Consider the following 26,584-nt stretch of genomic DNA (forward strand, 5'->3'; position numbering starts at 1 on the left):
TTATTACTGCTCTAGATTCCAACTCCTCAAATCGCACAATCTGAATGGAGAAATAGGACCAAGATGGCATTAGGGAAGCACGAGAACCGTCCCCATGCTTCCCATCACTTCTCAAAAAACACCTCAGCCTTATTAAAATACCTCTCCAAGGTATTCAAATTCTCCTCTACCTTATCCTTCTGCTTCTGACCTATAGCAGAAATCAAAGCATTGGAAAGCGCCATAGAAGCTACGTGTGATTCCATAGGAGTAATAGATTCGATCTCCGTTAAAAAGAGATAATCACTAAATGGAATCGTCGGGCATCGTACGCTATCGGTTATCGTAATCACTTTACAATTTTTTTCTGCCTTTAAATAACGCATCGCTTCAACAGTCTGAGATGTAAAACGCGTGAAAACAAAACCGATCACGACACTGCCTTCATCCGCCTTCAATAAACAATCCTCTAAGTCCATCCCCGCATTCGTGATTGCTTTCACATTCCCGATCATAGCATTTAACGAGAATCCTAGGTAATAAGCATCGGCTAAGGACGATCGCAATCCAATAATAAACGTGTGATTGGCTTCACCTATCAAATTTACAACTTCGTTAAATTTCGCTACATCAATTTGTTCTAATGTCTTATGCAAGTTTTGGGTATCTTGCTGAAAGCTTAGACTAAGCGCACTGCTTTCTCCGACTTTGCTGTTTGCTTTTTGGAGGTTTTGCACCGTTCGGTCTCCGATAATCGTCTGGCGCAGCTCATCTTGCAAATCAGAAAATCGTTTATATCCTAATGATAGAGCAAAGCGAATAACCGTTGTTTCACTCACACCTACGTCCATTCCGATTTGATTAGCCGTCATGTATGTCGCCTTCTCTGAGTTCTTTACGAGAAAATCGGCCACAAGCTTTTGGGATTTCGTAATATTGTGACTCGACGTCTTTATCTTATCAACAATAAAATTCTCAATGCTCATTCGTACCCCCTCCTATGCCAAAATGTAATATAGATTATTATATCGTACAAAAATGCGATCAAACAACAAGTTAGCTCCCCCCTACAAAGTCAGAAGCACAAAAACCCCCACTTGAAGTGGGAGCTTATAGCGCTTAGAATTACACGAAAGAAGGACTGTTCCAAAGATTTAGTGATTGACCGACACCTGTAACTTTGGCTCTATCATAGATGCGTTTGGCAACGGCGACATCTTCAATCCCCATTCCAACACTATTAAAATAAATTCGTTCTTTATCGTTCTCTCTTCCTTTTTTCTTGCCGTTTACAATGGCCCCTAGCTCTGCATGAATGTTAGCAGGATCAAACTCGCCTTCTGTGTACATAATCGAGATCGTTTCAACCCCGCGGTGCTTTAACTCTTCCCAATCATCTACCACAATCTTATCGGCTTGATGAAGAACATCGAACTCACACTCATTACTTCCTACATGAATGTGAAGGGAGCCTTCGTCAACCCATTCTTTCTTTACAATCGGCTTTTCTGTTACGGTAGCTGTAATGAATATATCCGATCCTCTTACTGCTTCTTCAGCACCACTCACAACTTCAAACGTGGCCTGTTCCATGAAAGGAGCCATTTCATCACAAAATGCCTGTGCACGTTCAAGGTTCAAGTCGGCTACTTTTACTTTTTCAATTGACGGACAAACGGCTTGAATCGCCATTAGTTGAGTACGATTTTGAACCCCAGCCCCAACTAACCCTAGTACTTTAGAGTCTTCTTTCGCTAAATACTTGGCGACAACTCCAGAAACAGCCCCTGTCCGCATAGCGCTAATGAGGGTACCATCCATAATCACATCTGGCAGCAACGTCTCTTCATTATTTAAGACAATGACCCCAGCAGCACGTGGTAAGTTGTATTTGAATGGATTGCTTGGAGCACTTGAAATCCATTTAATCCCTGATGCTTGAAACTCTCCTCCTATATAACCTGGCATAGAGTTAATACGTCCGCTTGTTGTTTCCGCATCGAGCCCTCCCCAGCGTAGAATAGACTTTGTCGGAAGCACATAGTCTTTTTTATCGTGGAGCGAAATGACATCTTCAATTATATCAATGACAAATTTCATATCCCCTCCGCCACAGCTCTTCACATCATCTTGTGATAAAAATAAAAATTCAAGGTTGTTACTCATTTGCAAAATCCCCTCTCTTATTCTTTATGCAGATTTATTAACAGATTGACGCACACTTTGTCTATTTAACTTGAATATTCCAAAAGCACGAGCTAAAACGAGTATCAATGCTGAAATGACAAGGAATCCAATCCCTACAATTAGCGAGTTATACGCTATAATTAACGTCGGAACAAGCGCTGTAATGAGCCCCCCTCCAAGAAACGGACTAAAAAATGGTGCTCTTAAAGCATAAGCAGTTGCTGCATCCGTTTTCATATTTGGGTCTACGGTTCTAAGAAGCATCAAACCAACAGCAGTGACCCCTGTTAACGTTCCAAGATTGACAATCGAATGCTCGAACCAATCCTTCTCAAACATTCTCGGTCCCACATAAAAGAAATACCAAACTAATACAAGTATGCTTGTTGCTATTAGAATAAGAAGCGGTACCGCGTATTCAATCACAACAGGGATACTAATAGATGCAACTGCACCAACGATTAGAAACTCAAGTGCAAGACCTTGGATTCTTTGTAATGTATGTCGATCAATCAACTCAAAATACTTTGTCTTCGATAAAATAAAATTGACAATGAGACCGCCAATCATCGCCATTGGGAATAACGGAAGACCTGGAATAAAAGGTGACAACACCCCTTGAATCACCCAACCTAGCAAAATAGCAATGGAAATAATCGCCGCATGAAAACCAAAACTCTCAACCACATTTGAATTAACAGAGGAATAAGAGCTTGGGACTTTTTCGGAAGTATCCGCTTCCTTCACGGTCTTCAACTGAGATTGATCCTTAATAATCGACGTGTAGCCTTTCTTCACCCCGATATTAATAATGATCATCCCACCCAATATACCTATTAAAAGTCCTAGAGTTGCCGATGTTAAAGCAATGGATGTCCCATCTCCCCAACCAAGGGATGTAAATACTTCAGCCATTCCACCAGCCGTTCCATGTCCACCAGCCCAACCTATCTCAATGACCGTACCAAAAAGCTGGTTGACACCAAAAAGAGGAATCAAGACCAAACCAGCAATGATTAATGGAATTCCAATCTGTAATGTGGATCCTAGATAGCTATACATTATTTGCGGGACTGCAAACTTGCTCGCTTCCTTCGAATTGCCCAGGGTCATACCAATGAGCATCGGAGCAAAGACAATGGAAATTAATACTCCAGCCAAGCTCCCCCATGTCGAAACCATTTCCGCCGGCAAAACATTCAAACTATAAGGTCCTAATAGAAGTCCAATAAATCCAGCAATCAAAGAAGCAGGGATAAAATACTTCTTAAAAATACCTACCTTCAATCGCAGCACAGTACCAACAAATAAAATTAAACCCAGCACACTTAAATAGAAAAGCAACGAATTCAAAGCTCCAGAATCTACAGGACTATTCGGAAACAAATCAAAACACCTCCATTTGAAGTTTTTAATTCCTCTTTCTAAAAAAATGTTGTTTTTACTTCATAATTTGATTATAGTGAAGCTCAATCTAAGTGTCAATGTTTTTTGAAAATTTAAATATTATTTCGATCCTAGATACACCAACATGGTAAGCGCTATCAAAGAGGGCAGGTTCACCGTCCCAGTTAATTGAAAAAATACGGGACAAAGAACCTGTCCCTATGTCCCCCTCTCTCTTTTCTATCATATCCCGCCTCCCCTCAGCATATCTATTACTAAAAATAATAGAATACCCGATGCGGAGGTGCTATGTCTTGGTTTTGCTTTCCCAAAAAAAAGTCGAAATTGTAATGAACACATTAACTGAAGAGCAAATCTACTTCCTGCAACATCGAATCAAACTCAAAAAGAAGAGTCGCTGGTTGCAAATTCTAGCTAATTACAAAGGAATCGACATTAATGAAAAAATGAGTGATCAGGAAATCGAGGATAAGCTCGACGATTGGATTCTAGTCGATATCAAAGATGGAGGATACCAAAAGCGGCCTCATAAATGTGATTGCGGACAAGCGCTTCGTTTCCAATATATTATTCAAAATAAAGCAAAAGGAGCGGTACGCTATTTAGGAGCAAATTGTTTTGAAAACTACCTCTCCCTTCCTTCTTCTGTCATTAAAGATGTTAAGAAGGGGATGTATTCGATTGACCTTGAACGAGATGAAATCCTGTTGAAGCACAAAAAGAATTTATTTTATCCTTTACAAGCTTACTTGCATTTGCCTCTCCCTCAAGATCTACTAGACCAATATGAAATAGGAATTCCTTTAACAGATAACCAGATTAACTTAGTAGAACGGATCCATACTACATTCGAGCAAGAAAGAAAACTAGCCTCCTTATTTCAACGGCTAACGATCGAACAACAACAATTTGTATCAAAACTAAATCAAAAAGACCGGAGAGAATTGCTGCTATCCATTGAGGAGGGATATGCAGAAAGCTTCCTTCATCTAGAAGACCTCTCAGAATACAGTGAAACCTTACAAAAACAAATCCAACTAAACCTCCCTCTACTCGAAAGACAGAAACAGAGCGTAGAAGAATGGAGACTTGCAAAGAAAAGAGAGACAGCATTCAACGCCTTAACACTTGAACAACAACAATTTATCCTCTCCCTCAGCAAAGAAGAGCAAACTGTCTTATTAGACCAAATTCACAAGCCGCTGTTTTACCATTACGACAGCATCAAGAACTTACCGCTGGATGACCGGATCAAACAACAAGTCGAATTGCAATTACCCTTGTTAAAGGAGCAAATGTACCAAATTGCTCAAGCACAGAATAAAGTCGAACGTCTAACCAAATAGGGAAGCAATAGAACGGTTTGAACTGACCCCGTGCTTTTTGCTGTTGATACAGAGGGCAACTCCATTCCTGTTTAGAGTGCATAATCAATTGCAGGATTTGTCTTTTTTTGAGAGAAGTAACGGCTGGAAGGAGTTGGTGGCTTGTGAATGATTTTTGGATAGGTGTGTTAACCGGGGTAATAGGTTCGATCGTGAGTGCTATTCTATTGTTTTACCAAAAGAAAATCATTAGTGGTAAATATAAAGGGACGTAGGGACAGGTTCATCGTCCCAGTTGTTAGACTCAACTAACGATTAGAGGTGCAGATTGGGCCAAGAGACCTGTTCCTCTGTACCTTCCCGTCCTCATCATAATCGTGTCCGTACCGTGCGAACTTGAACCTCCCTCGCTCAGCTAACCGTCCCCGCGCTTCGTTCAACGTGCCTTTGCATTTCATTATTCAGCAGGTAATAAACCGAATTTAAAAACACAGCAAACAACCTTAGTCCTCAAGCAAGTGGGATTAAGGTTGTTTGCTTCTTCTATTTCATTTTATCCTTTGTTTCTACTCACCTAAGAGTGTTGGTACTGTAACAAACTCATAGCCTTGTGCGCGTAATACATCAATGATTTCAGGCAATGCCTTAACCGTTTCAAATTCTCCCTCTACATGGTAGTTATGTTGAAGAACGATAGCCCCAGGCTGGGCATCTTGCTTCACTTTTGATACAATTTCTTCTGCAGACACTCCGCTCCAGTCCTTTGTATCGGCCGTCCACATGATGGAACGAAAGCCTTGTTTATTCAGCAATGCAACCTGTCGATCTTCAATTTCGCCATATGGCGGTCGGAATAAATCGGGCTTGAATCCTATTACTTTCTCAATTTCTTCAGCAGTGGACTGTATGTTTTCGTTCATTTGCTCGTCTGTCAGCTCAGGTAAATGCGGGTGATCCCAAGTATGGTTACCGATCGCATGTCCCTCTTTGTACATTTGTCTTAGTCGTTCCGGATACTCCTTGACTCTCTCTCCTACGACAAAAAAGGTAGCTTTTACGCCTTTTTCCCTTAAGATTTCTAAAATTTGCGGTGTATAGGTATCTTCTGGACCGTCATCAAACGTAAGGGCGATTCTTTTTCGATTGGCATTCCCCATATAAATCATTCCATCTTCAATTGGAATATTGATTGTTTGTGTAGGATAAATCCAGTCAGGATTGTTAATGGTTGGGTTTGCATCTACTAACTCAGGTAGAGTGACTCCGAGTTTCTTAGAAATTTTATAAAGCGTGTCCCCCTCACTAACTTTGTACGTCTTAGGTGTTTCTAAATATTGACCTGGCTTAAGTTGAGTGGATAGCAATTTGTTCAAGTTAACAATTGTATCTATTGATGTTCCATACTTGTCGGAAATTTTCAAAAGGGTATCGCCCTCTTGAACCTTATAAGTCTCAGCCCCAGCGGAATTATTAAACAACGGTAGACATACTAAGATAATTGCAAAGAAAGTAACAACGATTTTAAACATGATTTCGATTACACCTTACCTTTTTATTAAACATCCTACTATACTCAAGGTTTGCAAACCTACGCCTTTCCTTTTAATTAGTAAATCTTAATTATTTTCCCCATATTCTACAATATTTTTACATCCTGCAGAGGGAACTTTCCCTCTCCCCACTATCTTGTAACGTTATACTTACTTAAATCTCTATATTCATAATCAAGACCAGCAGATTCCTCTCCATAGTAATCAGCATTATAGATAAAGTAGTAATTCTGTTGATAATCCTGTAGATAAAGATAGTCTACTTCCCAAGTACCTTCCCTATCATCTTCCACGATAAAGCTTCCTTCGTACTTTCCGGTTGAAGGATCATACAACAAAGAAATCGGCTTGGTATCATTTCCTTCAGGTGAATGGTACGAAACGACAATCTGATGAACTCCCGATCGTTCATCCGTTACTTCAGCAGAAAGTGTTACAACATCTCCCATTTCGATTTTCTCAGACGTTACCTCTAAACTATGTAAAGTCGGCGGATCTGTATCGCTCTTTCCCCCTGTAAATACAACATCATATTCACTTAGATCTCTATGTTTATAATTAGAACCTTTTAAATCTTCGTTATACAAATCAGAATTATAGATAAAATAGTCATTCTGCTCATCATCTACCATATGGAGATAATCTATTTTCCAAGTGCCTTGCACGTCATACTCTCTTACTGTAAAGCTTCCTTCATATAGTCCTGTCGAACGATCATAAACTAATGAAATCCATTTGCCTGAACTCCCCTCAGGTGGGTAGTACGAAACAACAATTTCATTGATCCCTAACACATCATCTGCTAATTTTGCATGTAAAGTCACAACCTCTCCAACAGCCGCTTCTTCATGCGTTGTTTCAAAACCCTCTAATGTCGGAGTCGGTATATTACTAGCATCAACCGCACCAATTGATAGCCTAGCAAAAGAACATAGTAAAACAAACACTACCGTTAGCGGGATAAGGATCCTTCCTTTTTTCATAGAGAACACAAAATCTCCCCCTTTTAAGTTTGTTATACCTCAGGAGATAGTTTTCTATACCAATTGTTCAAAACCTTCCTAACTGGTAAATATTACAATAAAGGTGAAAACTCGACAGAATCGTGGAAATTCCGATGGAAGCAAAGAGACAGTTGAACGAGGGAGACAAACAAATGATAGTTTAAGAGTTTAATGTTTTGGTGATACTTCTACTACGAACGAAAAAGGAGCGTGCTTAAAAATGAGTTTACAAGAATACATCGAAAATATTAACCAAATGCTAGAGAACGCCAAACAAGAAATGGAAGCAACGAGACGGTTCTTGTGCTTCCCTAATAATAAAGAGCGGCACTGTTAACACCTTTCATGTAACAACTACCGCAAAGGTGCTGGGGCTGTGTCAATTTTTTTAATTTTATGAAGACCACGTTCTAGCTGGCAATCCTGTTATACGTAGTAGCCTCTTTTTCTATAGGAAGCACGAGAACCGTCCCCGTGCTTCCCAGAAACTAGAATCTAGTGTACTAAATCTTTTATACAAGCCATATATATAAATATCACTTAAGCAAAGGTGGGAGGAAGATGAATTATAAATACTTATCTTTTTGTACAAGCTGCGGTTTCCCTACTGAACTTACGAAGCATATCTTGCATCACTATTTCTCCAATCATACAGTGAACGTCTTCTATTGCCATCATTGTCATACCGAGAACAAAATCCCAACGTATCTAAAGAAAATCGCAACGGAGTTAACATAAAAAATGGAATCAGAGCACTCCCCCTGATTCCATTCGTCTTGAATATCCCTACTTCACTAACATGTTTGCCCCAATCTCTTCTTCCACAACATCAACAATTTGTTGAACATAGTGCTCCGCTTGTTCTTCGGTCGGAGCTTCAACCATGACACGAATGAGTGGTTCTGTACCAGACGGACGAACGAGTACACGGCCGTCTCCTGCCATTTGTGTGACGACTTGATTAATTGCTTCGACGATTCGTTCGTTCGTATCTATTTTTGATTTATCAGTCACTCGGACATTCTTTAATACTTGCGGGAACGTCTGTAGTTCTTGTGCAAGCTCCGATAATGACTTCCCTGTTTCTTTTACGATACTTGCAAGTTGCAGTCCAGCAAGCATGCCATCACCGGTTGTAATATGGTCTAGGAAAATAATATGGCCTGACTGTTCCCCACCAAGAGTATATCCAGACTTACGCATTTCCTCCATGACATAACGATCACCAACACCCGTTGTCACGCTTTCGATTCCTTGTGCTTCTAACGCTTTATAAAAACCTAAATTACTCATCACTGTTGAAACAACCGTGTTCTGCTTCAGTCGACCATGTTCCTTCATGTATTTGGCACAAATGTAGATGATCTTATCGCCATCAACGATCGTTCCTTTTTCATCTACGGCGATTAATCGATCCCCATCTCCATCAAAGGAAAGACCGATATTCGCACCATTTTCACGAACAAAGCCAGCTAACGCTTCTGGATGAGTCGATCCGACACCCGCATTAATATTACACCCATTTGGTGAATCTCCCATCGCCGAAACATCCGCACCTAAGTCAGCAAAAAGCTTGGGTGCTAATGCCGAAGTGGCACCATGAGCACAATCAAGAGCGATAGTTAATTCAGACAAGTCTCCTTCAATCGTATCTTTGAGGTAATTCAAGTATGTTTGTCCACCATCAGAATGATCCACCACTCTGCCTACCTCAACACCTGTAGGACGTGGCAAGTCATCACTTTCCTTATCGAGCAATACTTCGATTTCTTCCTCTTGTGCATCAAGTAGTTTATAGCCATCTCCACCAAAGAATTTGATTCCATTATCTTCAACTGGATTATGTGATGCTGAAATCATCACTCCTGCTTGTGCGCCTAATGTCTTCGTTAGAAACGCTACTCCTGGCGTAGAAATCACACCTAGCTGGATCACTTCGACCCCAATTGATAAAAGCCCTGATACAAGCGCTCCTTCTAACATTTGTCCAGATACACGTGTATCACGACCTACGAACACTTTCGGCTTCTTCGTATCTTTCGTTAACACATACCCACCGTAACGACCTAATTTAAAAGCTAGTTCAGGTGTTAATTCACTATTCGCTACCCCACGCACACCGTCAGTTCCAAAGTATTTCCCCATGATATAAACTCCTTTTTATCGAACTCTATTTATAATTTATGATAATCTCGTTGTTTGATTGTCTTGAACGAGCCATCCCTAAACATTCACCTGGGATACCTGCCCCTGCATAATAATGCTACTTTACCAACAGTTTCTGAAGTAACTAAGATAATATGATACCCACTAGTACTGATAAAGTTGGTTGGAAACTACATGAAAAAAGATCTATAAATGCTTATAAAACATAGACCTTTGTAATTATATACAAGTCTATACAAAATTAAAAGAGTAACAATTATCCCTATTGTTGGAAAATAATTGCACTATGGAAGACGGACTTCCTAGGTAAACAGGTAAGCGCTTCTGTAAATAGTTGATAACGTCAAACTGAGTAAAGAAGTCATGAACCAAACCACAAATCTCTGAAGCTCCCCCACCTCCTTCCTTCACATCCCTATATATAAACAGTGAAGGAACGAAAAAAAGGAGGCTTCCCCCTATGAAATCTGGTCACATCAATCAATACACTCACTTAAGCGAATTCCAAACTGTCAAAGACTTCAACAAATCTAACAAACATGTACTAGAACTATTTGGTCACCATTTCACCAAAGGAGAACGAATAGCTTTATTAAAATTAATCCAGTTCAGTGTCAAAATACCTGGTGTCTGCAATGCTCGCATCGGCAAGCTTGTTCAATCAGCTCAAGTCGATCAAGGTGGAATCTCACGCTCGACCTTTGAGAGAATGCTACGCAAGGCAAAGTCACTCGGCATAATTCGTATCCATCAAACGATCCGTGAAAAAGGTGGATACTCCCATAATGTCTATGTTTTTCACCGCTTTGACGGTGCCAACCCCAAACAATTGACTGATCGACCGATCAAAAAAAAGCTAGACACACCAAGCCCTCAGAACGACAAAAAGGCAACCGAAGCTAGCTTATATAAAACTACTAAAAACATAAAAGATAAAGAACTACGTACAACATCGCTCGAAACACTTGATGTATCATTTGTCCCACCTACGATTCCAAATCCATTTGTCAAAGCAGTCAAACCATTTTTCTACTGTGCGATAGAAATTACGGAGATTTGGAATCGAGCTGTCATGGTCTACCGTTCACTCAGATTTAGTGACACGATTGAGTCTCTTCTCCCAACGATCATTCAAGCCTTTAAAGAATCGGTTTTCCGCTTTAAACAACGACGGATTAAAACAACGTTTATCCAATACTTCTATGGCACCGTCTCAGCGATGCTCAAAAAGGAAAAACGAAAGTATTTTGATAAGCATATGCCTTTAATGAAGTGGATGAACGAGGAATTAGAGTATGAATAATCGGGAGGTGCACACCTTTGAAAATACATCCTTTTTGTCAAAGTCCGTCGTCTAAACGACTCGTTTTTCCAAAAATCCCCTAGAGAAAAATGCAAAAACGGCCTTCCACGCTCACTAGAAAACACAGTTTTGCCAATGTGACGCAACTTCAATCCTTCGCTAAAGTAAACGTACCGGCGGAATACAGGAGAAAACGCGTTTTCTAAAAGGAAGTTTATGTGAATAGCAAAGAAAAGTCGTTTGAGGAAGTTTTGAAGATGTATCAATCGATCATCAAAAAGCAATTTGTCACCTTACGTCTGTACAAAGATTATGATGAATTCTATCAAATTGGCTGCATCGCTCTTTGGAATGCGTATCAGAACTTCAATCCTGAAAAAGGGAACTTCTCTGCATACGCGATCTCCTATATCCGTGGACGAATGATGAGTGCCTTAAGCAAGGAAAGCATCTATAGCGAACGTCATTATTATGCAAGTGATGAGATGCTCGAAGCGGTACCAAGTCACCTTGACGAGGTGCCACTCGAGTCAGAGTTCCTCGAGGCCTATATGACAAACTTAAGCGAACGAGAAAAGACATGGGTATACGAAGCAATCCTACTTCAGAAGAAATCAGCCGAGATCGCAAATCAGTATGGCGTCTCGCCCCACACCGTTCGTACATGGAGAAAAGGCGCCCTGAAGAAACTACGTCAGAACGCCAAGCATATTAACGTACTTTAGAATCATCTATCACCACCTTGACACATTACAAAAGGTTTACAATTATCTTATTCCCAGACAAAAATCGTGACAAAACGATCTTAAATCTTACTTTTTTTAAAAAAAATGTATTTCTATGTAAGAATATATACCTAAATTGTGGAAATATCCCTAGAATAAATATATTCTCTTACTTAAGAGAGGAACGGAGTAGAACGATAACAACTAGAAACGTGATAACTTATCACAGCCCCCCACTTCTACGAGTCCCACTCTACCCAAATTATGTGAGAGGGGGAGTTATACATACTGCTCTTAGCTGCTATCGATGTGACATACCAATTTTTCTAGTATTTTATCTCATTAAGAATCTAAGAATTCCATCGTAACAACCGCCGAAATCAAAAACATTCTTTCACTACATAACTGCAACCATTTCGGCAAGTTTAAATGCTTCCTTCAAGGTAATACAAATGAATTCTCAAAGCAGACGTACTCAAAGAAAAATGGTGATACGATCCTAAGGTGGGATCAGGCACATAAACTAATTAAAGTGAGGGATATGCTTATGAAGATAAAAGTACTGCCTTTCTATGACATTAATAGTGATACGAATGCGATATTGGCCGCAAACCATTTTGATTACAACACAATCGTTTGGGAACGAGGCCAATGTTACTATGTGAAAGAAAAAGCATTTAAAATGATAGAAAGAGCTTGCATAGAAGGCGGTGCTGGATACGAAGGTAGACGCAATAGTGTCGTCTACAAAACCAAAGCTAGAAATAAAGTACCAATCCCGATTAATCCAAAAGAGGACATCTACGCTTTCCCAACTTGTTCGCCTAGCGCACATGAATGTTCTTGGATCTTTTATCCACATGTGAAAGACATCGCACCAAATGGAAACAACGCAGCTAAAACAATCATCACATTCAAAAATCACAAACAGTTAGTACTAGACGTTTCCTATAACATTATTAAAAGACAAATGCATCTCACGTCCTATTGCGTTGTTCTATTTTCACCAATACCTATAGACCGACCACGATTGGGTTAACACGAAAAACTGCCTGTCACCACAACCGTGACAGGCAGTTTTTCTGTGAGTTCCATATTATTGTTCCTCATCTTTATAACAGTTAATCCCTCTACTTCTCCTTCAAATCTACCAAAACCATATCCCTCTACTTTTTTACCCATCCACCCTTAAATCATGAAACAGAAAAACTTTCATTTCTCCCCCTACGTTTTCCCTCCCGACTCTATATATAGTTAGTGAAGGAGGTGATACAAATGCTAGTTAACTCTCGCCTAATCTTAGTTTTCTCAAACGGCGTGGATGAGTTCGGGGACCCGATTCACAAAACAAAGAGCTTCAACAACATCAAGCCAACAGCAACCGACCAACAGCTAACCGCTGTTGCCAGCAGCCTAGCTCCACTACAACAATGGTCCCTCATCCAAGTCGACCGCACAAATCTACACAGTTTAATGTAGAGATTTAAAAAAAGGACGTTCTTTACCTTTTTTAAAATCTCTACGCAATGAGCGAAGCCGCTGCTTTCACTTAAGCCTTTTATGAGCGCACTTCTCATAAAAGGCGCGCAGCGTGCGGAGCCATTGCCAGCTCTAACTCTATTCTAAGATAGGTCGCTTCTCACCTTCTTTGAATTTCTCAAAACAATGAACCCAACCGCTGCCTTCTTTTAAGCCTTTTATGAGTACCCTTCTCATAAAAGGCGCGCAGCGTGCGGAGCCATTGCCAGCTCTAACTCTATTAAAAAGAAAGGAGGACTCCCACATGAAACTAGAACTAATCTTCGAAAATGAAATGGGGAAAAATGTGACACTCAGCTTAGATAACCCAGTTGAACCTGTGGATCCAATTGCAATCAGTGCAGCCATGGATGCAATCGTCACAGAAAATGCGTTTATTACAAACGGCGGTGAAATTGTTTCCAAAAAAGCAGCACGCATCGTTGACCGTACCGTTACAGACATTGAATTAGCATAATCAAGAGGAAGGAGGGTCACCCTCCTTCCTTTTTCAAAAGGAGGAGAAATGATATGGACATGTGGCTACCGCTGTTAAGTGAGTTTGGTTTTCCAGTCATGGTCACCCTCTACCTTCTTCATCGGGTAGAAAATAAACTAGATTCCATAAACCAATCCATTGTAAAGCTGCCAGAACATCTGTATCAGCAACAGTATCGAAGTATCGAGCAGAAGAAGATGGTTGAGTAAGACACTGCATAAATGAGTGAGGTGGATGATGCAGAATGACAGTTCTTGAGCTTCAAATGGAAGCCGGGAACCGTCCCTGTGCGTCCCACTGCAATCCCCACTTCTCCTACTTTAGCCTCTTGTTCTATAGGAAGCACGAGAACCGTCCCCATGCTTCCTTCGCCGATGAATAGAAACTTTGCTGGGTACGTGACGGTGGAATGAGCACGGCTGATCGTCACTTTTCCGTTCTCAAGTGGTTGACGAAGCATATCTAACGTTTTCTTTGTGAATTCAGCTAGTTCATCTAAAAACAAAACACCACGGTGAGCGAGTGATACCTCTCCAGGCTTTGGATTAGAACCACCACCGATAATGGAGACAGCTGAAGATGAATGATGTGGAGAACGAAAAGGAGGTAGAAACGGTGACTCATTAGAGGCATCTGCTAATTGGTAGAGACTCACTTTCTCTAGCTGAGCTTCTTTTGATAGCGGTGGTAAAATCGATGTGAACGTTTCAGCAAGAAGACTTTTGCCACAACCCGGAGGCCCATCCATCATGACATGATGAAAACCAGCGGCAGCAACCTCAAGAGTCCGCTTCGCAAATTTATGACCGATGATTTGCTGAAAATCACGTTCATAACGAATCTCATGGTCTTCTAGTATTTTAGATGGACGATGAAAGGAAAAAGGCTGACTGCCAGACAAATGGTCAAGCACATCTTGAATCGAGCTAACATAAACAAGATGGAACCCATCTAACTCAACTTCTGGTATATTCGGATCATAAGGAAGATAGAGTGTCTTAAGCGTTAATCTCTTCGCAGCAAGGATAGCCGAAAGCATCCCTTGTACAGGAACAATTGAACCATCTAAGGACAACGCACCGATAAATGCCGCATCACTCGGAAGTTTCACAGAAACAAACCCGCCACTCTTTAAAACGCCTAACGCAATCGCCAGATCAAACAAAGGACCATTTTTCTTTTGCTCAGCAGGCGAGAGATTCACAATCACCTTTTTATCGGCAAGAGGATGCCCCATCGTATGCATGGCTGCTAACACGCGTTCCCGCGACTCTTTTACCGATGTATCCGGCAACCCCACAATCACGACAGACTCCACCCCTTCCATAACCTGGACTTCAACCTGAACGAGATACCCCTCCAAACCTTTCAAGCCAATGCTATTCACTTTAACAGACAAATGAGTCCCTCCTAAACCGAATTTGATCATCATATATTATATTAAGGATTGTAACTACATAAGGAATCTAAACCTGTGTGGTCTTATTAAAAATAGAAAGAAAGGGAATTTTCTTTGAAATGCTTTCAGGAGTAATTGATAAAAAATCGAAGGCAAAGAAGATAATCTAGTACTAGTATCTTATCACCCTCAAACTCAAAAAGGTACTATTAATCTTCGACAAATCTCGGGTGGTGACAGGCACGAGAATCCCTGAGAACCGTCCCCGTGCTTCCTTGAAAGTCAAGTACTAATCATGTATAATTAAATCAAGATCATCCTATAATAAAAAAGACCGAGTGCGCTAACACTCAGTCACCGCAACTACATGCCGCATGAAGAGCGGCTGACCTTAAGTTGATGTTAGAAAAGAAGTAACCACCTACTCTTGGTCGGAGTGACAGGCGGTTACTTCTTTTTGTTGGTGACTAGTGCGACAATCGCTACGAATGCGATAAACATTGTAACGATCAATGTAGTGAGTGGTATAGCGTATTCATTGCTTCATATATCACCATATTATAACACCCTCTTTCAGAGGGAGTGCCAACCTCCCACCAGCTTATGAAGTTGCTAAGATACGTCTAGCAACTTACATGACTAAAATCTATTAAATTAGATTAATTTAACTTGGACTTCCTACTTTCGCTCTTCACTTTATCACATCACAATAACGCGCCGGGTGGGACAGGAAACCTGTCCTCACTATCCCATGAATATACCTCTTCCTTCAGATCATGGTGGAATGATTAACTTAGAACCGTCCCCGTGCTTCCTTTGCTTCCTTTGACTTTTTGGTGGTTTTCATTAATAGCGTCCTTTTGCTATTAATGAAACGGATAAAGAATGGAAGTTTACTAGATTGACAGTGATAGAATTTTCCTTTTATAATGAATGAAGCATGAAAAGATTTTGCTGAAAATGATAAGGATAGCTTCTATCAATGTTTTAGTTTGAACAGGGGTATGTAGAAATCAATAATTTTTTTTAGCAAGTTGATAAAAAATGATAACTACTTAAATTAAATAAATGGTTGCTAAAGTAAACACCATGTGAGTACGGAAGAGACCAACGAGGATGATTCAATCACCGTTGGTCTCTTTTTTATAGTTGTCAAACAATTCAAAAAAAGTATAGATTTGGGTTTAATTAGGAGGTTTTTTATGAATAGATGGTTAGTTGTATTAGGTGCAGTTATTATCCAAATTAATTTAGGGGCAGTGTATGCCTGGAGTTTATTTAATCAACCTTTGATGAATAAGTTCGGATGGGCAAGGGAAGATGTTGTTGTGACATTTTCGATCACAATCGCAATCTTTGCGCTAGCGACAATTTTTGCAGGAAGATTGCAGGATAAAATCGGACCAAGATGGGTTGCCACCATTGGTGGTGTACTGCTCGGACTTGGACTTGTCTTAGCTAGTCAAGCAACAACCTTATATCAATTATATTTCTTTTATGGAGTGATTGGCGGAATTGGAATTGGGATGACCTATGTTTGTCCTCTATCTGCATGTGTGAAATGGTTCCCTGATAAGAGGGGATTTATTAGTGGAGTAGCCGTTGCTGGTTTTGGATTAGGTGGTTTGATCTTTAAACCAATTATTGAACTGTTAATTGAGAGCATGGGCGTTTCGTCTACCTTCTTGTATCTTGGTGTTATCTACTTAATTCTAGTAGTTGCTGGGGCCCAGTTACTTAAAAATCCACCAGTTGAAGAGACTACTAGAAAAGCATCAAAAGCAATACCGGAATTAAGCAATAATTTTTCTCCTAAACAAATGTTGGGAACTTATCAATTTTACTTATTATGGTTCATGTTCTTATTTGGAAGTATGTCTGGACTAATGGTGATCAGCTTTGCTGTTGATATTGGTGTCGATATCGTGAACTTAGATATGGGAAAAGCAGCAAATGCGGTAATGGTAATTGCATTGTTTAACGCAGCAGGACGAATTGTATTAGGTAGAGTATCTGATAGTTTTGGTCGCACAAACACATTAATGATGGTTTATGGCCTAACGGCACTTATCATGTTTTATATGAGTACAGGAGCTATGAACTATCCAACATTTTTACTCTCCGTCTCATTAATTGGTTTTTGCTTTGGAGGCTTCCTTGCCTTATTCCCTTCTGTAACAGCTGATTTTTATGGAACAAAAAATATCGGGAGCAATTACGGGCTCATGTATCAAGCCTATGGAATTTCAGCTTTTGTCGGGCCCCTTATTGCCAAAGCGATTCCTTTGACTCAAGCATTTTTGCTTTCAGGCTTATTCTGTGTACTGGCTCTTGTTATGGCTAAATTAGTAGAGGTACCGAAAAAGGCGGATGCAGGTGAATTAGTAAAGCAAGAAGCTTAGAAAAGTTCATAACGAAAAGGCAAGGGAATTGCCCTTGGGAAGCAACGGGACGGTTCTTGTGCTTCCCTAATAATAAAGAGAAGCGCTATTCACACCTCTCATGTAACAACTACCGGAAAGGTGCTGGGGCTGAGGCAATGTTTTTAACTTTATGAAGACCACGTTTTAGCGTGCATCCTATTACACGTAGTAGCCTCTTGTTCTATGGAAGCATGAGGAAGCATGAGGAAGCATGAGGAAGCATGAGAACCGTCCCCGTGCTTCCTTTTCTAGAAATAGAAAGTATGCTTCATTCCAATAATAATGAAAATGATTATTACTGTGAATTCATATTGGCTAGCGAAAAGATTATTATTAAGAACATGGAAGAGCACAAAGAAAATAAATTATTTTGCACGAAGTCAAAACTACTATTAGATCAATTTAACCTTGCCAAACATGACTTGAACACTTTGTTAAGATTAGTGATAAATAGTACAGATTTAAAAAGTTATACCAACAATGAAAAAATTCATATCCTTCAAAGTTTAATCTTCAGAAGATTTTATGACCTTAATAGAAATAGAGTAAGAATACATGAAGATACAGCTGTTTATTATACTGTACCTGCAAAACCTTCACTTAATTTGAATAAAGATAATAAAAAATGGCTATGTTGTTCCTTATTTCTAACTGAACCTTTTAATAGTTTTGGGGTTTATTTAGAACCAAGCGTATATGAGTCAATTCCTGAAGTAGGACTTGTTACTGATCAGATCCCACGAGCTACACTAGTAAATGACGTGTACCCAGAGTATTTTTGGCATAAATACAAAATAGGTAAAGGGAGTAAGAAAGAAGTACCTGACTTATATGATTATTCTTTTAATAAAAAATTCTTACCTTAATCAGAGTTGTAGAAATATAAACACTTAAGCCTAGAGAGTTTCGGGGAAGTAATGAAACAGTACTTGCTTCCTCCAGTCCTTTTCTCACCCTCTACGCTTTAAAAATAAGATTAGGAGAGACTCCCAAAATTCTTGCTTCCTACCGTTGCGATACTCCGCTATGCCACTTAACTTTTTTCAACATTTCATTTTGACTCATTCCGTACAAACTCTTAACTTGCGATATCTCCACGTCACTAAGAACCTTTTCAATCTCACCCCGTGCCTCTTCATCAGATGTATAAAGAACAAGATGAACTTACAAAAAAGTCAGACGAACAGATGAAAATAAACAGCCAATATTTCGTCGAACAAAGGTAGAAGGAAGCATGAGAACCGTCCCCGTGCTTCCCTGAACGACTTTTTTAATCTCCTCTTTTATCAATTCATCCACTCCTTTATCATACGGATTGAAAGGATCTACACGTTTTTTCTAGAATTATAGAAATGGATCAAATAGCTTTATATCTACCATAATTGGTTGAATTTGGCTATCTAGTAACACTGTAGCATGCTATTATCATTTGTATTAGTACCACTTTTGAAAATTTTTATGGTACCACTTATTTCGTAAAGGGAATGATTATGCATATCACTTAATTATTTAAACCGCGTAGTTTTCATGTTTATTTTGCGTGAATAACAAATAAAGGATCATACATATTAACATGACTAATATGTATGATCCTTTTATATTTTTTAAACAATTGCGCTCTTTAACAGAAGAACATGCCTTACTTACTACTAAACTTCATTTTTGTCTCTAGTAAAAAAATGAAGTGAGGTCATCTACACCATCATAATTGATAAATCCCATGTTCTATTCGCTCGATACAATATTCGGCAAAATTGTAGTAATCAAAGTCAATGTTACTTTCTCCCTTAGTAAAACCGCTGTAAAACATCCCCCACGCAACCTCTCTAACCATTGCCACAAATTTCATGTCCTGAAAAATGTGAAACATTTCCTCATCAAAATATCCGAAGTATAACTTCAACCACTCACGCTCATCTGTTTCACTGAACTGGTTTGTAAACGGAATAAGCGTCAATTCGAAAAATACATCTCCAACTCCCGACAACTCCCAATCAATAATTTGCAACTGTTGACCTGTATAGATCATATTGCATAAAAAGGAATCATTGTGACAGAATTTGTTGTTATATTCCTTGTCATTATTCCGCTTATGCGCAATTTTCTCTACTCGATGCAAAATTCGGTTTAATCCATCAGGATGTTTTACTTGAAACTGATCTGCTCCTTTCAAATATCCATGAATTAAATCGTAAGGAGTACATGTTCTACTTTTACCTTCTATACGATGTATTCGCTTGAGGCGATCCATAATCATTCCTTTGATATTATCGGATTTCAGGTCATTTTTCTCAAGCATTCGCCCTTCAAGAAATTCAGTCACTATAAATTGTTCCGGATTATTACTGTGAATCACTTTAGGAGCAAACCCTTCGATGTTTGCCTTCTTCATCACTTCTACTTCAGAGCGACGTGTCAGTTTCAAATACTCATTTTGCCTGCTATTGATGCGAAGAATATATGAACTTTGTTTCGTTTGTACCTTATAGGTTTGGTTGCACAGCCCTCCTCTAAGATTTTCTAAACTTAAGAATTCATTGCTTAGCTCTGGTACTTGGCGAATAATTTCTTCAACTTTCATGCTCAACAGAATCCACCCCCATCGAATATTCCTATCCTTTGATTTCCTTTTCATTTTTGGTTCCTGTCCCACTGGCCTTGCATCACTTGAAGAAAATATCATAATTTCAAATATTAGTATTTACAGATATAAAAAAACTCCTATTGTAGAAGTTGTTGACCTTGTTTTATTCCCTAAACAAACAAGTCTTCTACAAAGGAGTTTTACCATGAATAGTAAAAGTATAGGTCGAGAAATGCTCATTTGTCAATGCTGAGGTGGGACAGTGAACCTGTCCCCCTACGTATTCTCTACCCACTCTATATATAGTTAGTGAAGGAGGTGATACACATGCTAGTTAATTCTCGCCTAATCCTAGTATTCTCGAATGGCGTCGATGAGTTCGGGGACCCGATCCACAAAACAAAGAGCTTCAACAACATCAAACCAACAGCAACGGACGAACAGCTTACAGCTGTTGCCAGTAGCCTAGCTCCACTACAACAATGGTCCCTCATCCAAGTCGACCGCACTAATCTACACAGTTTAATGTAGAGATTTTTAAAAAGGTCGTACTTCACCTTTTTTAAAAATCTCGAAGCAATGAGCGAAGCCGTTGATTTCTCTTAAGCCTTTTATGAGTGCCCTTCTCATAAAAGGAGCGCAGCGTGCGGAGCCATTGCCAGCTCTAACTCTATTCAAATTAAACCTACGAAAGGAGGACTCCCACATGAAACGTCTTGAACTAATCTTCGAAAATGAAATGGGGAAAAACGTAACACTCAGCTTAGACAACCCGGTTGAGCCCGTTGATCCAATTGCAATCAGTGCAGCAATGGATGACATTGTCACAGAAAATGCTTTCATTACAAACGGCGGTGAAATTGTTGCAAAAAAAGCAGCACGCGTCGTTGATCGTACGGTAGAAGACATTGAATTAGCATAATCTCGATTAGGAAGGAGGGCAACCTCCTTCCTTTTCAAAAGGAGGAGAAAGATAATGGAAATGTGGCTGCCGCTCCTAAGTGAGTTTGGCTTTCCTGTCATGGTCACTCTTTACCTTCTTCATCGGATTGAGAATAAGCTTGACATGGTCAACCAATCCATCTTACAGCTGCCAGAACATCTGTCCAAGCAGCAATCCCGAAGCGTCGTGCAAAAAAAGATCGTTGAATAAACTTTATGAGTGAGGTGGGCTAATCCATCTCACTTATTTACATATTCCATAAATATTTTTCACTAATTTTACAATATATGTATTTTTATGTACGATCGTACGTCGCAAAAGCTTTTCTGATGACTGATGATAGGTAAAAAGAGGAGCTAGTATGGTGGAGGAAAAGGATAAGCAAGAAGAAAAACAATTAGAAATAGAATCAAATGAAGTCATCGGTAGAAATGTTCAAGCCTTTCGGAAGGTAAAGGGCATGAAAGCTGATGAATTAGCTCACAAAATAAGAATAACTAGTTCTTACCTCGATAAAAATGATGATCGTAATAATGGTTTTCACGACACTATGCTCGATAATCGGTTGAACAATAATCGCCCCGATTGAGATCATCACGATCGTTGTCGTTACGGTCATTTGTGCAAGCGACTTCCGTCCAGATACCCGAAGCAGAAGAAACCCTGAAATAACCATTAAAATGGCTTCCCACATAAAATCCATATGTATACGACTCCTTTTAGAAAAAAATAGATCAGTGTACTATTAACTTTCCTAAGAGTAAGAATTCTACTCATCCATTAAAGACGCTTGCCCTCTCAGCTCATTTTCGTTCTTTTTGTTACGAACATGTCCATTTTTGGTTATACTAGAAACAAAAGCAGCCTTTTATGAAAGCGAGGAAGCGAAGCGATGCCCGATTTGACGTATCTGATCCTGCAAATATTAGCCGTTATTTTACCGATCTTTGTCTATCATACTTTTTTTGGCGAACGAATCATTTACAAGAGTTCAAGGGTTGTATCGATCTATGATTTCGGCTTTTGGTTCGTGGCTCTTTTGCTTTGTATGCTGCTGCCGACCTTTCTAACGACGGAGTATCGGTTTGATCTTAGAACGATTCCGATTACCCTCGGTTTTTTATACAGCGGGCCGGTTGTTGGCTTTGCCCTTGCTTTTGTGTCGCTTGTCGTTCGGTTTTTCATGGGTGGTCTTGGGGGATTGTATCATTACCTCCTCGTCTTGTTGTTTTACCTTCCTGTCGTGTTAGTTGTGATTAAATCCTTTCGTCGTGCGAGTCCCAAAAGAAGAATAGGGTTCTTTATCGGGTTATCCCTTTTTCCTTTTGTTTGCTCTTCGCTTGCTTTGTTGATTTTAGCCGATGTTTCGTTTCTTATCAGCTCTTTCAATGCAGGATTTTTCCTCTATGTAACCGTTTGCGTGATTGCAAGTTGGACGGCAGTATTGTTACTTGAGACGATCCGGGAAAACAGGCAGATGAGGCTGTCGTTGCAGCAGGCTGAAAGGCAGAAGCTCTTACGTGATTTGACGAGTGTTTTTGCACATGAAATTAGAAACCCGATGCAGGTTGCTCGTGGTTTTCTGCAGCTTCTAAATGCTCCTGACTTGTCAACGGACAAAAAGAAATACATCGATCTTTCAATCGAGGAGTTAGACCGCGCCAATGGCATTATTAGCGAGTTTCTAGCGTTTGCCAAACCGCAAAAAGAGGAGATCGAACCAATCGAGGTAAGAACACAACTGTTGCGTGTGATTGACATGCTGCAAGGCTACGCCCAATCACAAAATGTCACGATTGAAGCGGACTTGCCCGAGCATTACCCGGTACTGGCTCATCAGCAAAAGCTCGATCAATGCCTGTTAAATATTTTTAAAAATGCGATTGAATCGATGCCTGATGGCGGTGTCGTTTCCGTTGCTTGTTCGTCAGTGCAACCACACTGCGTCACCATTGATATTACCGATCAAGGGATCGGAATGACAAAGGAACAAATTAATCAGCTCGGCTCGCCGTTTTACTCGCTAAAGGAAAAAGGCACAGGGATCGGTTTAATGGTCAGCTACCAAATCATCAAGTCCTTTCACGGCAAAATCACTGTTACGAGTGAAAAAGGAACAGGCACGACCTTTTCGATCAGCCTGCCTATTAGCCGTGACTTATCCTTATCTGTGGCGAACCGGGCTACTGAGAGTATGTAGAGGTACTTAGAAGGTAGTGGAATCCGAATTAAGGGAGCTGCCGTTCGATGGCAGCCCTCCTCCCCGTTGATAAATTTTGTTAATTGGGGTTCAGATCAAACCTGTCCCCACTATCCAGGTACCTGACCCCTAGTCTCTTAAAGAAGAAACAGAACGAGGCCAAACCCAAACAAGCTAATGTAACCTCATCAACACCAAAAAAGACAAATGAACAGGTTGCTACTAGAAAAGGTGACTATGCTCCTCCGTCAAAAGAGGAGCATAGGTGGTTTCATTCCGACAAATTCTTGCAATGTTCAGGGAGTGACTGGCACCGAAACAATGGATAATGTTCTGGCTCTTTGACCATCTTCGCTTCAATAGGGTTGAGATGAATATAGCGACTGACTTCAATCATTCCATTCTTATCTTCAATGATCGTGTCATAAACACATTATGACCACCTGCTGCCGCGACTTCGAGCGCTAGCTTTGCTTGCTCTTGTCCAATAATATCGGAAAAGTCTTTTTGAAACTCAACAGGTGATATCAATCCTTTTACCGGCACTGACTGAATAGGCAAAGGGAGCGGAACCTGTCCTCTTACATACTGCAAAACATCGTTAATATGTTGTACAACGATACACTCAATCCCCTCTAGCATCTCAATTGGGATTAGTGGATCATAAGGAAGAACCACTCGTTTAAACCCGAGCGCTTTTGCGGCAATCAACGCTGGCAGCATTCCTTCCACTTTTGCAACCGAGCCATCTAACGACAATGCTCCGATAAAAGCCGTTTCTTGCGGAACTGCCTCGTTGAACTGCTTCCTCTCTTTTAAGACTGCAATAGCCATCGCTAAATCAAACAAAGGCCCGTTCTTTTTCTGCTCGGAAGGAGATAAATTGACAACAATCTTCTGATCCGTTACATCACATTCAAGTGTTCGAATCGCCGACAACACTCGCTCCTTTGACTCTTTCACCGACGTATCCGGAAGCCCCACGATGATCATCGACTCTGTTCCTTTAGACACCTGGACCTCAACTTGCACACGGTACCCTTCCAACCCTTTTAAACCAATGCTTGAGACATTCACCGTCACATAGACGACCTCCTTTTGGTTTTTAGCTGAAGTGACTGATAAAAAATATAAACATGAAAAAAATAGGAGCTTTTCATAAGGGAATAAACTGAATGGTGAATTAGATGAGTGACTGTTTTATTCGACAACATTAGTGGTATTCCTTTAAATTTTTCAAAAAAATTCTTTAAGATAGAATTAAATATGTAAATAAATTGGATCGCAATAAACCTTCTTACCATTACTCGTATATGTATAATCCTTATAGTGAAACACCCTTGCTCCTCTTTTGACAAAGGAGCAAGGGTGCTTCGTTTCGACAATATCTTGCAATCTTCGGGGAGTGACAGGCACGCAATACTTGATAGTTTTGGTCGCACAAACACATTAATGATGGTTTATGGCTTAACGGCACTTATCATGTTTTATATGAGTACAGGAGCTATGAACTATCCAACATTTTTACTCTCCGTCTCATTAATTGGTTTTTGCTTTGGAGGCTTCCTTGCCTTATTCCCTTCTGTAACAGCTGATTTTTATGGAACAAAAAATATCGGGAGCAATTACGGGCTCATGTATCAAGCCTATGGAATTTCAGCTTTTGTCGGGCCCCTTATTGCCAAAGCGATTCCTTTGACTCAAGCATTTTTGCTTTCAGGCTTATTCTGTGTACTGGCTCTTGTTATGGCTAAATTAGTAGAGGTACCGAAAAAGGCGGATGCAGGTGAATTAGTAAAGCAAGAAGCTTAGAAAAGTTCATAACGAAAAGGCAAGGGAATTGCCCTTGGGAAGCAACGGGACGGTTCTTGTGCTTCCCTAATAATAAAGAGAAGCGCTATTCACACCTCTCATGTAACAACTACCGGAAAGGTGCTGGGGCTGAGGCAATGTTTTTAACTTTATGAAGACCACGTTTTAGCGTGCATCCTATTACACGTAGTAGCCTCTTGTTCTATGGAAGCATGAGGAAGCATGAGGAAGCATGAGGAAGCATGAGAACCGTCCCCGTGCTTCTCTCTATTCGACAAATCTCGGGTGGTGACAGGCACGCAATATTCGCAATATTCCCAAAACACTTATACCTGTATATGTAATTATATTGGTGAATACAAGAAATAGGGCAAGCTTTTGGAAGCATGAGAACCGTCCCCGTGCTTCCCTGCTTCCCTATTATGAGACAACTTCTATTTTTCCAGCTAATCTAGGTGAAACTATTTAATTATGAATTTCTCATCTTAGAGTCCTAAATTCACAAGATCATGAAGATGAATCATCGCAACTGGTTGCTTCATTTCATTGATAACAGGGAGTACATTTACTTTACTTTCTTCCATCAGCTCAAGTGCTTTAGCAGCTAGTGTACCTTCATTAATGACAACAGGTGTTAAATTACATAAATCTTCTACCTTTGTTTCTAACACATTATCTGTTAACACAAAGGCACGACGGATATCGCCATCTGTTAAAATTCCAACCATAAACCCATGTGAATCGACTACAGTCGCAGCACCCATTCCTTGTGCTGTCATTTGGAAAAGCGCATCTTTTACAGTCTCACCTGTAAAGACGAGTGGATTCTTTTGAGATGTTTTGACAATATTATCAACCGTTAATAATAGTTTCCGGCCTAATGATCCTGCTGGGTGATAAAGGGCAAAGTCCTCAGGTTGAAATTGCCTCGCTTCGAGAAGGGCAACAGCTAGCGCATCCCCAAGTGCTAATGTAACAGTTGTACTTGTAGTTGGAGCCAAACCAAGTGGACAAGCTTCTTTTGCATTACCAATGTTTAAGACAATATCAGAATTGGTTGCTAATGTCGATTGAGAGTTTTTCACAACAGCGATCATTTTTGCACCAATTTTTTTTATGGAAGGAATCAAATTGATCACTTCATCGGATTCACCGCTATTTGAAATGGCGATGACAACATCATGTCGTGTTACCATGCCCAAATCACCATGTAGCCCTTCTGAAGGATGGAGAAATAGCGATGGAGTTCCTGTACTAGCCATCGTCGCATTGATTTTGCGACCAATGATACCCGATTTACCAATGCCAGTTATTACAACTCTACCTTTACATTGTAAAATCAACTCAATTGCTTCTTCCATTGATTCACCAAGTGAACCGCTTAGTTCAAGAATAGCTTGAGCCTCTTTTTCAAGAACTTCTTTCATACTTCTCAAATAATCAGTTGTTCCCTGAGTAGATGAAATAGAATTTGGCATTATTGGACCTCCTAAAGTTATTAATTTACACTAGTGTTGCATAAATTTTGACGGAATTTTCAGTTTTTACACTTACCCTGCT

General features: G+C 40.0%; 26 protein-coding genes and 2 pseudogenes. 15 read left to right on the top strand and 13 right to left on the bottom strand.

Annotated features, from left to right (window positions below; genetic code table 11):
- Positions 1-104: 104 nt before the first annotated feature.
- The 3 genes from SLH51_RS00770 to SLH51_RS00780 form a co-directional block, all read right to left on the bottom strand.
- The gene (locus SLH51_RS00770) at positions 105-965 is read right to left on the bottom strand and encodes a MurR/RpiR family transcriptional regulator (RefSeq protein WP_335958354.1); all 861 of its coding nucleotides are present in this window, start codon (positions 963-965) and stop codon (positions 105-107) included.
- Positions 966-1,104: 139 nt separating this feature from the next.
- Entirely contained in the window at positions 1,105-2,145 is a 1,041-nt protein-coding gene (locus tag SLH51_RS00775; protein WP_335958356.1) for an ornithine cyclodeaminase family protein, read from the bottom strand.
- A gap of 24 nt (positions 2,146-2,169) precedes the next feature.
- Complete coding sequence (locus SLH51_RS00780; RefSeq protein ID WP_335958358.1) at positions 2,170-3,552, bottom strand: sodium/glutamate symporter; 1,383 nt, start codon at positions 3,550-3,552, stop codon at positions 2,170-2,172.
- Positions 3,553-3,866: 314 nt separating this feature from the next.
- On the opposite strand from SLH51_RS00780, the gene SLH51_RS00785 reads away from it, so the two are divergent.
- Positions 3,867-4,919 (top strand): hypothetical protein, encoded by a 1,053-nt coding sequence (locus SLH51_RS00785; protein WP_335958360.1) that lies wholly within the window; start codon positions 3,867-3,869, stop codon positions 4,917-4,919.
- Between the two features lie 545 nt (positions 4,920-5,464).
- Here the strand turns inward: SLH51_RS00785 and SLH51_RS00790 are convergent.
- Positions 5,465-6,427 (bottom strand): polysaccharide deacetylase family protein, encoded by a 963-nt coding sequence (locus SLH51_RS00790; protein WP_335958362.1) that lies wholly within the window; start codon positions 6,425-6,427, stop codon positions 5,465-5,467.
- Between the two features lie 152 nt (positions 6,428-6,579).
- Positions 6,580-7,440: a hypothetical protein gene (locus tag SLH51_RS00795; protein WP_335958364.1), complete on the bottom strand. Its 861-nt coding sequence runs from the start codon at positions 7,438-7,440 to the stop codon at positions 6,580-6,582.
- A 573-nt stretch (positions 7,441-8,013) separates the two neighbouring features.
- Between SLH51_RS00795 and SLH51_RS00800 the strand changes: the two genes are divergently transcribed.
- Positions 8,014-8,190, top strand: a complete 177-nt coding sequence (locus SLH51_RS00800) for a hypothetical protein (protein ID WP_335958366.1) — start codon at positions 8,014-8,016, stop codon at positions 8,188-8,190.
- Positions 8,191-8,238: 48 nt separating this feature from the next.
- On the opposite strand, the gene glmM is transcribed toward SLH51_RS00800, so the two are convergent.
- Positions 8,239-9,597: a phosphoglucosamine mutase gene (gene glmM, locus SLH51_RS00805; RefSeq protein WP_335958368.1), complete on the bottom strand. Its 1,359-nt coding sequence runs from the start codon at positions 9,595-9,597 to the stop codon at positions 8,239-8,241.
- A 481-nt stretch (positions 9,598-10,078) separates the two neighbouring features.
- Here glmM and SLH51_RS00810 point away from each other — a divergent pair, with 481 nt between their 5' ends.
- The 6 genes from SLH51_RS00810 to SLH51_RS00835 all read left to right on the top strand — a co-directional run bounded on the left by SLH51_RS00810 (position 10,079) and on the right by SLH51_RS00835 (position 13,872).
- Positions 10,079-10,921 carry a hypothetical protein gene (locus SLH51_RS00810; protein WP_335958369.1) on the top strand — a complete coding sequence of 281 codons (843 nt, stop codon included), beginning with the start codon at positions 10,079-10,081 and terminating at the stop codon, positions 10,919-10,921.
- Between the two features lie 218 nt (positions 10,922-11,139).
- Positions 11,140-11,646, top strand: coding sequence for a sigma-70 family RNA polymerase sigma factor (locus SLH51_RS00815; RefSeq protein WP_335958370.1), 507 nt, complete (start codon positions 11,140-11,142; stop codon positions 11,644-11,646).
- 547 nt (positions 11,647-12,193) lie between these two features.
- Positions 12,194-12,685, top strand: a complete 492-nt coding sequence (locus tag SLH51_RS00820; RefSeq protein WP_335958371.1) for a competence protein ComK — start codon at positions 12,194-12,196, stop codon at positions 12,683-12,685.
- A 236-nt stretch (positions 12,686-12,921) separates the two neighbouring features.
- Positions 12,922-13,125 (top strand): DUF1659 domain-containing protein, encoded by a 204-nt coding sequence (locus SLH51_RS00825; protein WP_335958373.1) that lies wholly within the window; start codon positions 12,922-12,924, stop codon positions 13,123-13,125.
- Between the two features lie 304 nt (positions 13,126-13,429).
- Positions 13,430-13,642, top strand: coding sequence for a DUF2922 domain-containing protein (locus tag SLH51_RS00830; RefSeq protein ID WP_335958375.1), 213 nt, complete (start codon positions 13,430-13,432; stop codon positions 13,640-13,642).
- Between the two features lie 53 nt (positions 13,643-13,695).
- Complete coding sequence (locus SLH51_RS00835; protein WP_335958377.1) at positions 13,696-13,872, top strand: YvrJ family protein; 177 nt, start codon at positions 13,696-13,698, stop codon at positions 13,870-13,872.
- Here the strand turns inward: SLH51_RS00835 and SLH51_RS00840 are convergent.
- Positions 13,827-15,062, bottom strand: coding sequence for a YifB family Mg chelatase-like AAA ATPase (locus SLH51_RS00840; RefSeq protein ID WP_335958379.1), 1,236 nt, complete (start codon positions 15,060-15,062; stop codon positions 13,827-13,829). The two genes, SLH51_RS00835 and SLH51_RS00840, sit on opposite strands and share 46 nt — an antisense overlap.
- A gap of 1,202 nt (positions 15,063-16,264) precedes the next feature.
- Between SLH51_RS00840 and SLH51_RS00845 the strand changes: the two genes are divergently transcribed.
- Both SLH51_RS00845 and SLH51_RS00850 read left to right on the top strand, forming a co-directional pair.
- Positions 16,265-17,464, top strand: a complete 1,200-nt coding sequence (locus SLH51_RS00845; RefSeq protein ID WP_335958381.1) for an L-lactate MFS transporter — start codon at positions 16,265-16,267, stop codon at positions 17,462-17,464.
- Between the two features lie 257 nt (positions 17,465-17,721).
- Positions 17,722-18,351: a hypothetical protein gene (locus SLH51_RS00850; protein WP_335958382.1), complete on the top strand. Its 630-nt coding sequence runs from the start codon at positions 17,722-17,724 to the stop codon at positions 18,349-18,351.
- Positions 18,352-18,649: 298 nt separating this feature from the next.
- On the opposite strand, the gene SLH51_RS00855 is transcribed toward SLH51_RS00850, so the two are convergent.
- Both SLH51_RS00855 and SLH51_RS00860 read right to left on the bottom strand, forming a co-directional pair.
- Positions 18,650-18,775 (bottom strand): hypothetical protein, encoded by a 126-nt coding sequence (locus SLH51_RS00855; protein ID WP_335958383.1) that lies wholly within the window; start codon positions 18,773-18,775, stop codon positions 18,650-18,652.
- 412 nt (positions 18,776-19,187) lie between these two features.
- A complete protein-coding gene (locus SLH51_RS00860) occupies positions 19,188-20,066 on the bottom strand; it encodes a phosphotransferase (protein WP_335958472.1) in 879 nt (292 codons plus the stop codon).
- A 330-nt stretch (positions 20,067-20,396) separates the two neighbouring features.
- On the opposite strand from SLH51_RS00860, the gene SLH51_RS00865 reads away from it, so the two are divergent.
- The 3 genes from SLH51_RS00865 to SLH51_RS00875 all read left to right on the top strand — a co-directional run bounded on the left by SLH51_RS00865 (position 20,397) and on the right by SLH51_RS00875 (position 21,222).
- The gene (locus SLH51_RS00865; protein WP_335958384.1) at positions 20,397-20,600 is read left to right on the top strand and encodes a DUF1659 domain-containing protein; all 204 of its coding nucleotides are present in this window, start codon (positions 20,397-20,399) and stop codon (positions 20,598-20,600) included.
- A gap of 175 nt (positions 20,601-20,775) precedes the next feature.
- Positions 20,776-20,991: a DUF2922 domain-containing protein gene (locus SLH51_RS00870; protein ID WP_335958385.1), complete on the top strand. Its 216-nt coding sequence runs from the start codon at positions 20,776-20,778 to the stop codon at positions 20,989-20,991.
- 54 nt (positions 20,992-21,045) lie between these two features.
- Entirely contained in the window at positions 21,046-21,222 is a 177-nt protein-coding gene (locus SLH51_RS00875) for a YvrJ family protein (RefSeq protein WP_335958386.1), read from the top strand.
- A gap of 304 nt (positions 21,223-21,526) precedes the next feature.
- Here the strand turns inward: SLH51_RS00875 and SLH51_RS00880 are convergent.
- Positions 21,527-21,715 (bottom strand): annotated as a pseudogene (locus SLH51_RS00880) (DUF421 domain-containing protein); the annotation flags it as partial.
- A gap of 189 nt (positions 21,716-21,904) precedes the next feature.
- Here SLH51_RS00880 and SLH51_RS00885 point away from each other — a divergent pair.
- Complete coding sequence (locus SLH51_RS00885) at positions 21,905-23,212, top strand: ATP-binding protein (protein WP_335958388.1); 1,308 nt, start codon at positions 21,905-21,907, stop codon at positions 23,210-23,212.
- A 322-nt stretch (positions 23,213-23,534) separates the two neighbouring features.
- On the opposite strand, the pseudogene SLH51_RS00890 reads toward SLH51_RS00885, so the two are convergent.
- Both SLH51_RS00890 and SLH51_RS00895 read right to left on the bottom strand, forming a co-directional pair.
- A pseudogene (locus tag SLH51_RS00890) lies at positions 23,535-23,639 on the bottom strand (transposase); the annotation flags it as partial.
- On the bottom strand, positions 23,606-24,295 hold the full coding sequence (locus SLH51_RS00895; RefSeq protein ID WP_335958390.1) for a magnesium chelatase domain-containing protein: 690 nt from the start codon (positions 24,293-24,295) through the stop codon (positions 23,606-23,608). The gene SLH51_RS00895 and the pseudogene SLH51_RS00890, both read right to left, overlap by 34 nt.
- Before the next feature lie 285 nt (positions 24,296-24,580).
- Here SLH51_RS00895 and SLH51_RS00900 point away from each other — a divergent pair, with 285 nt between their 5' ends.
- Complete coding sequence (locus SLH51_RS00900; protein ID WP_335958391.1) at positions 24,581-25,024, top strand: MFS transporter; 444 nt, start codon at positions 24,581-24,583, stop codon at positions 25,022-25,024.
- Between the two features lie 485 nt (positions 25,025-25,509).
- Here the strand turns inward: SLH51_RS00900 and SLH51_RS00905 are convergent, their stop codons facing one another.
- The gene (locus SLH51_RS00905) at positions 25,510-26,502 is read right to left on the bottom strand and encodes a KpsF/GutQ family sugar-phosphate isomerase (RefSeq protein ID WP_335958393.1); all 993 of its coding nucleotides are present in this window, start codon (positions 26,500-26,502) and stop codon (positions 25,510-25,512) included.
- Between the last annotated feature and the right edge of the window lie 82 nt (positions 26,503-26,584).

The organism is Halalkalibacter kiskunsagensis (assembly GCF_037027555.1).
Lineage (GTDB): Bacteria > Bacillota > Bacilli > Bacillales > Bacillaceae_D > Halalkalibacter > Halalkalibacter kiskunsagensis.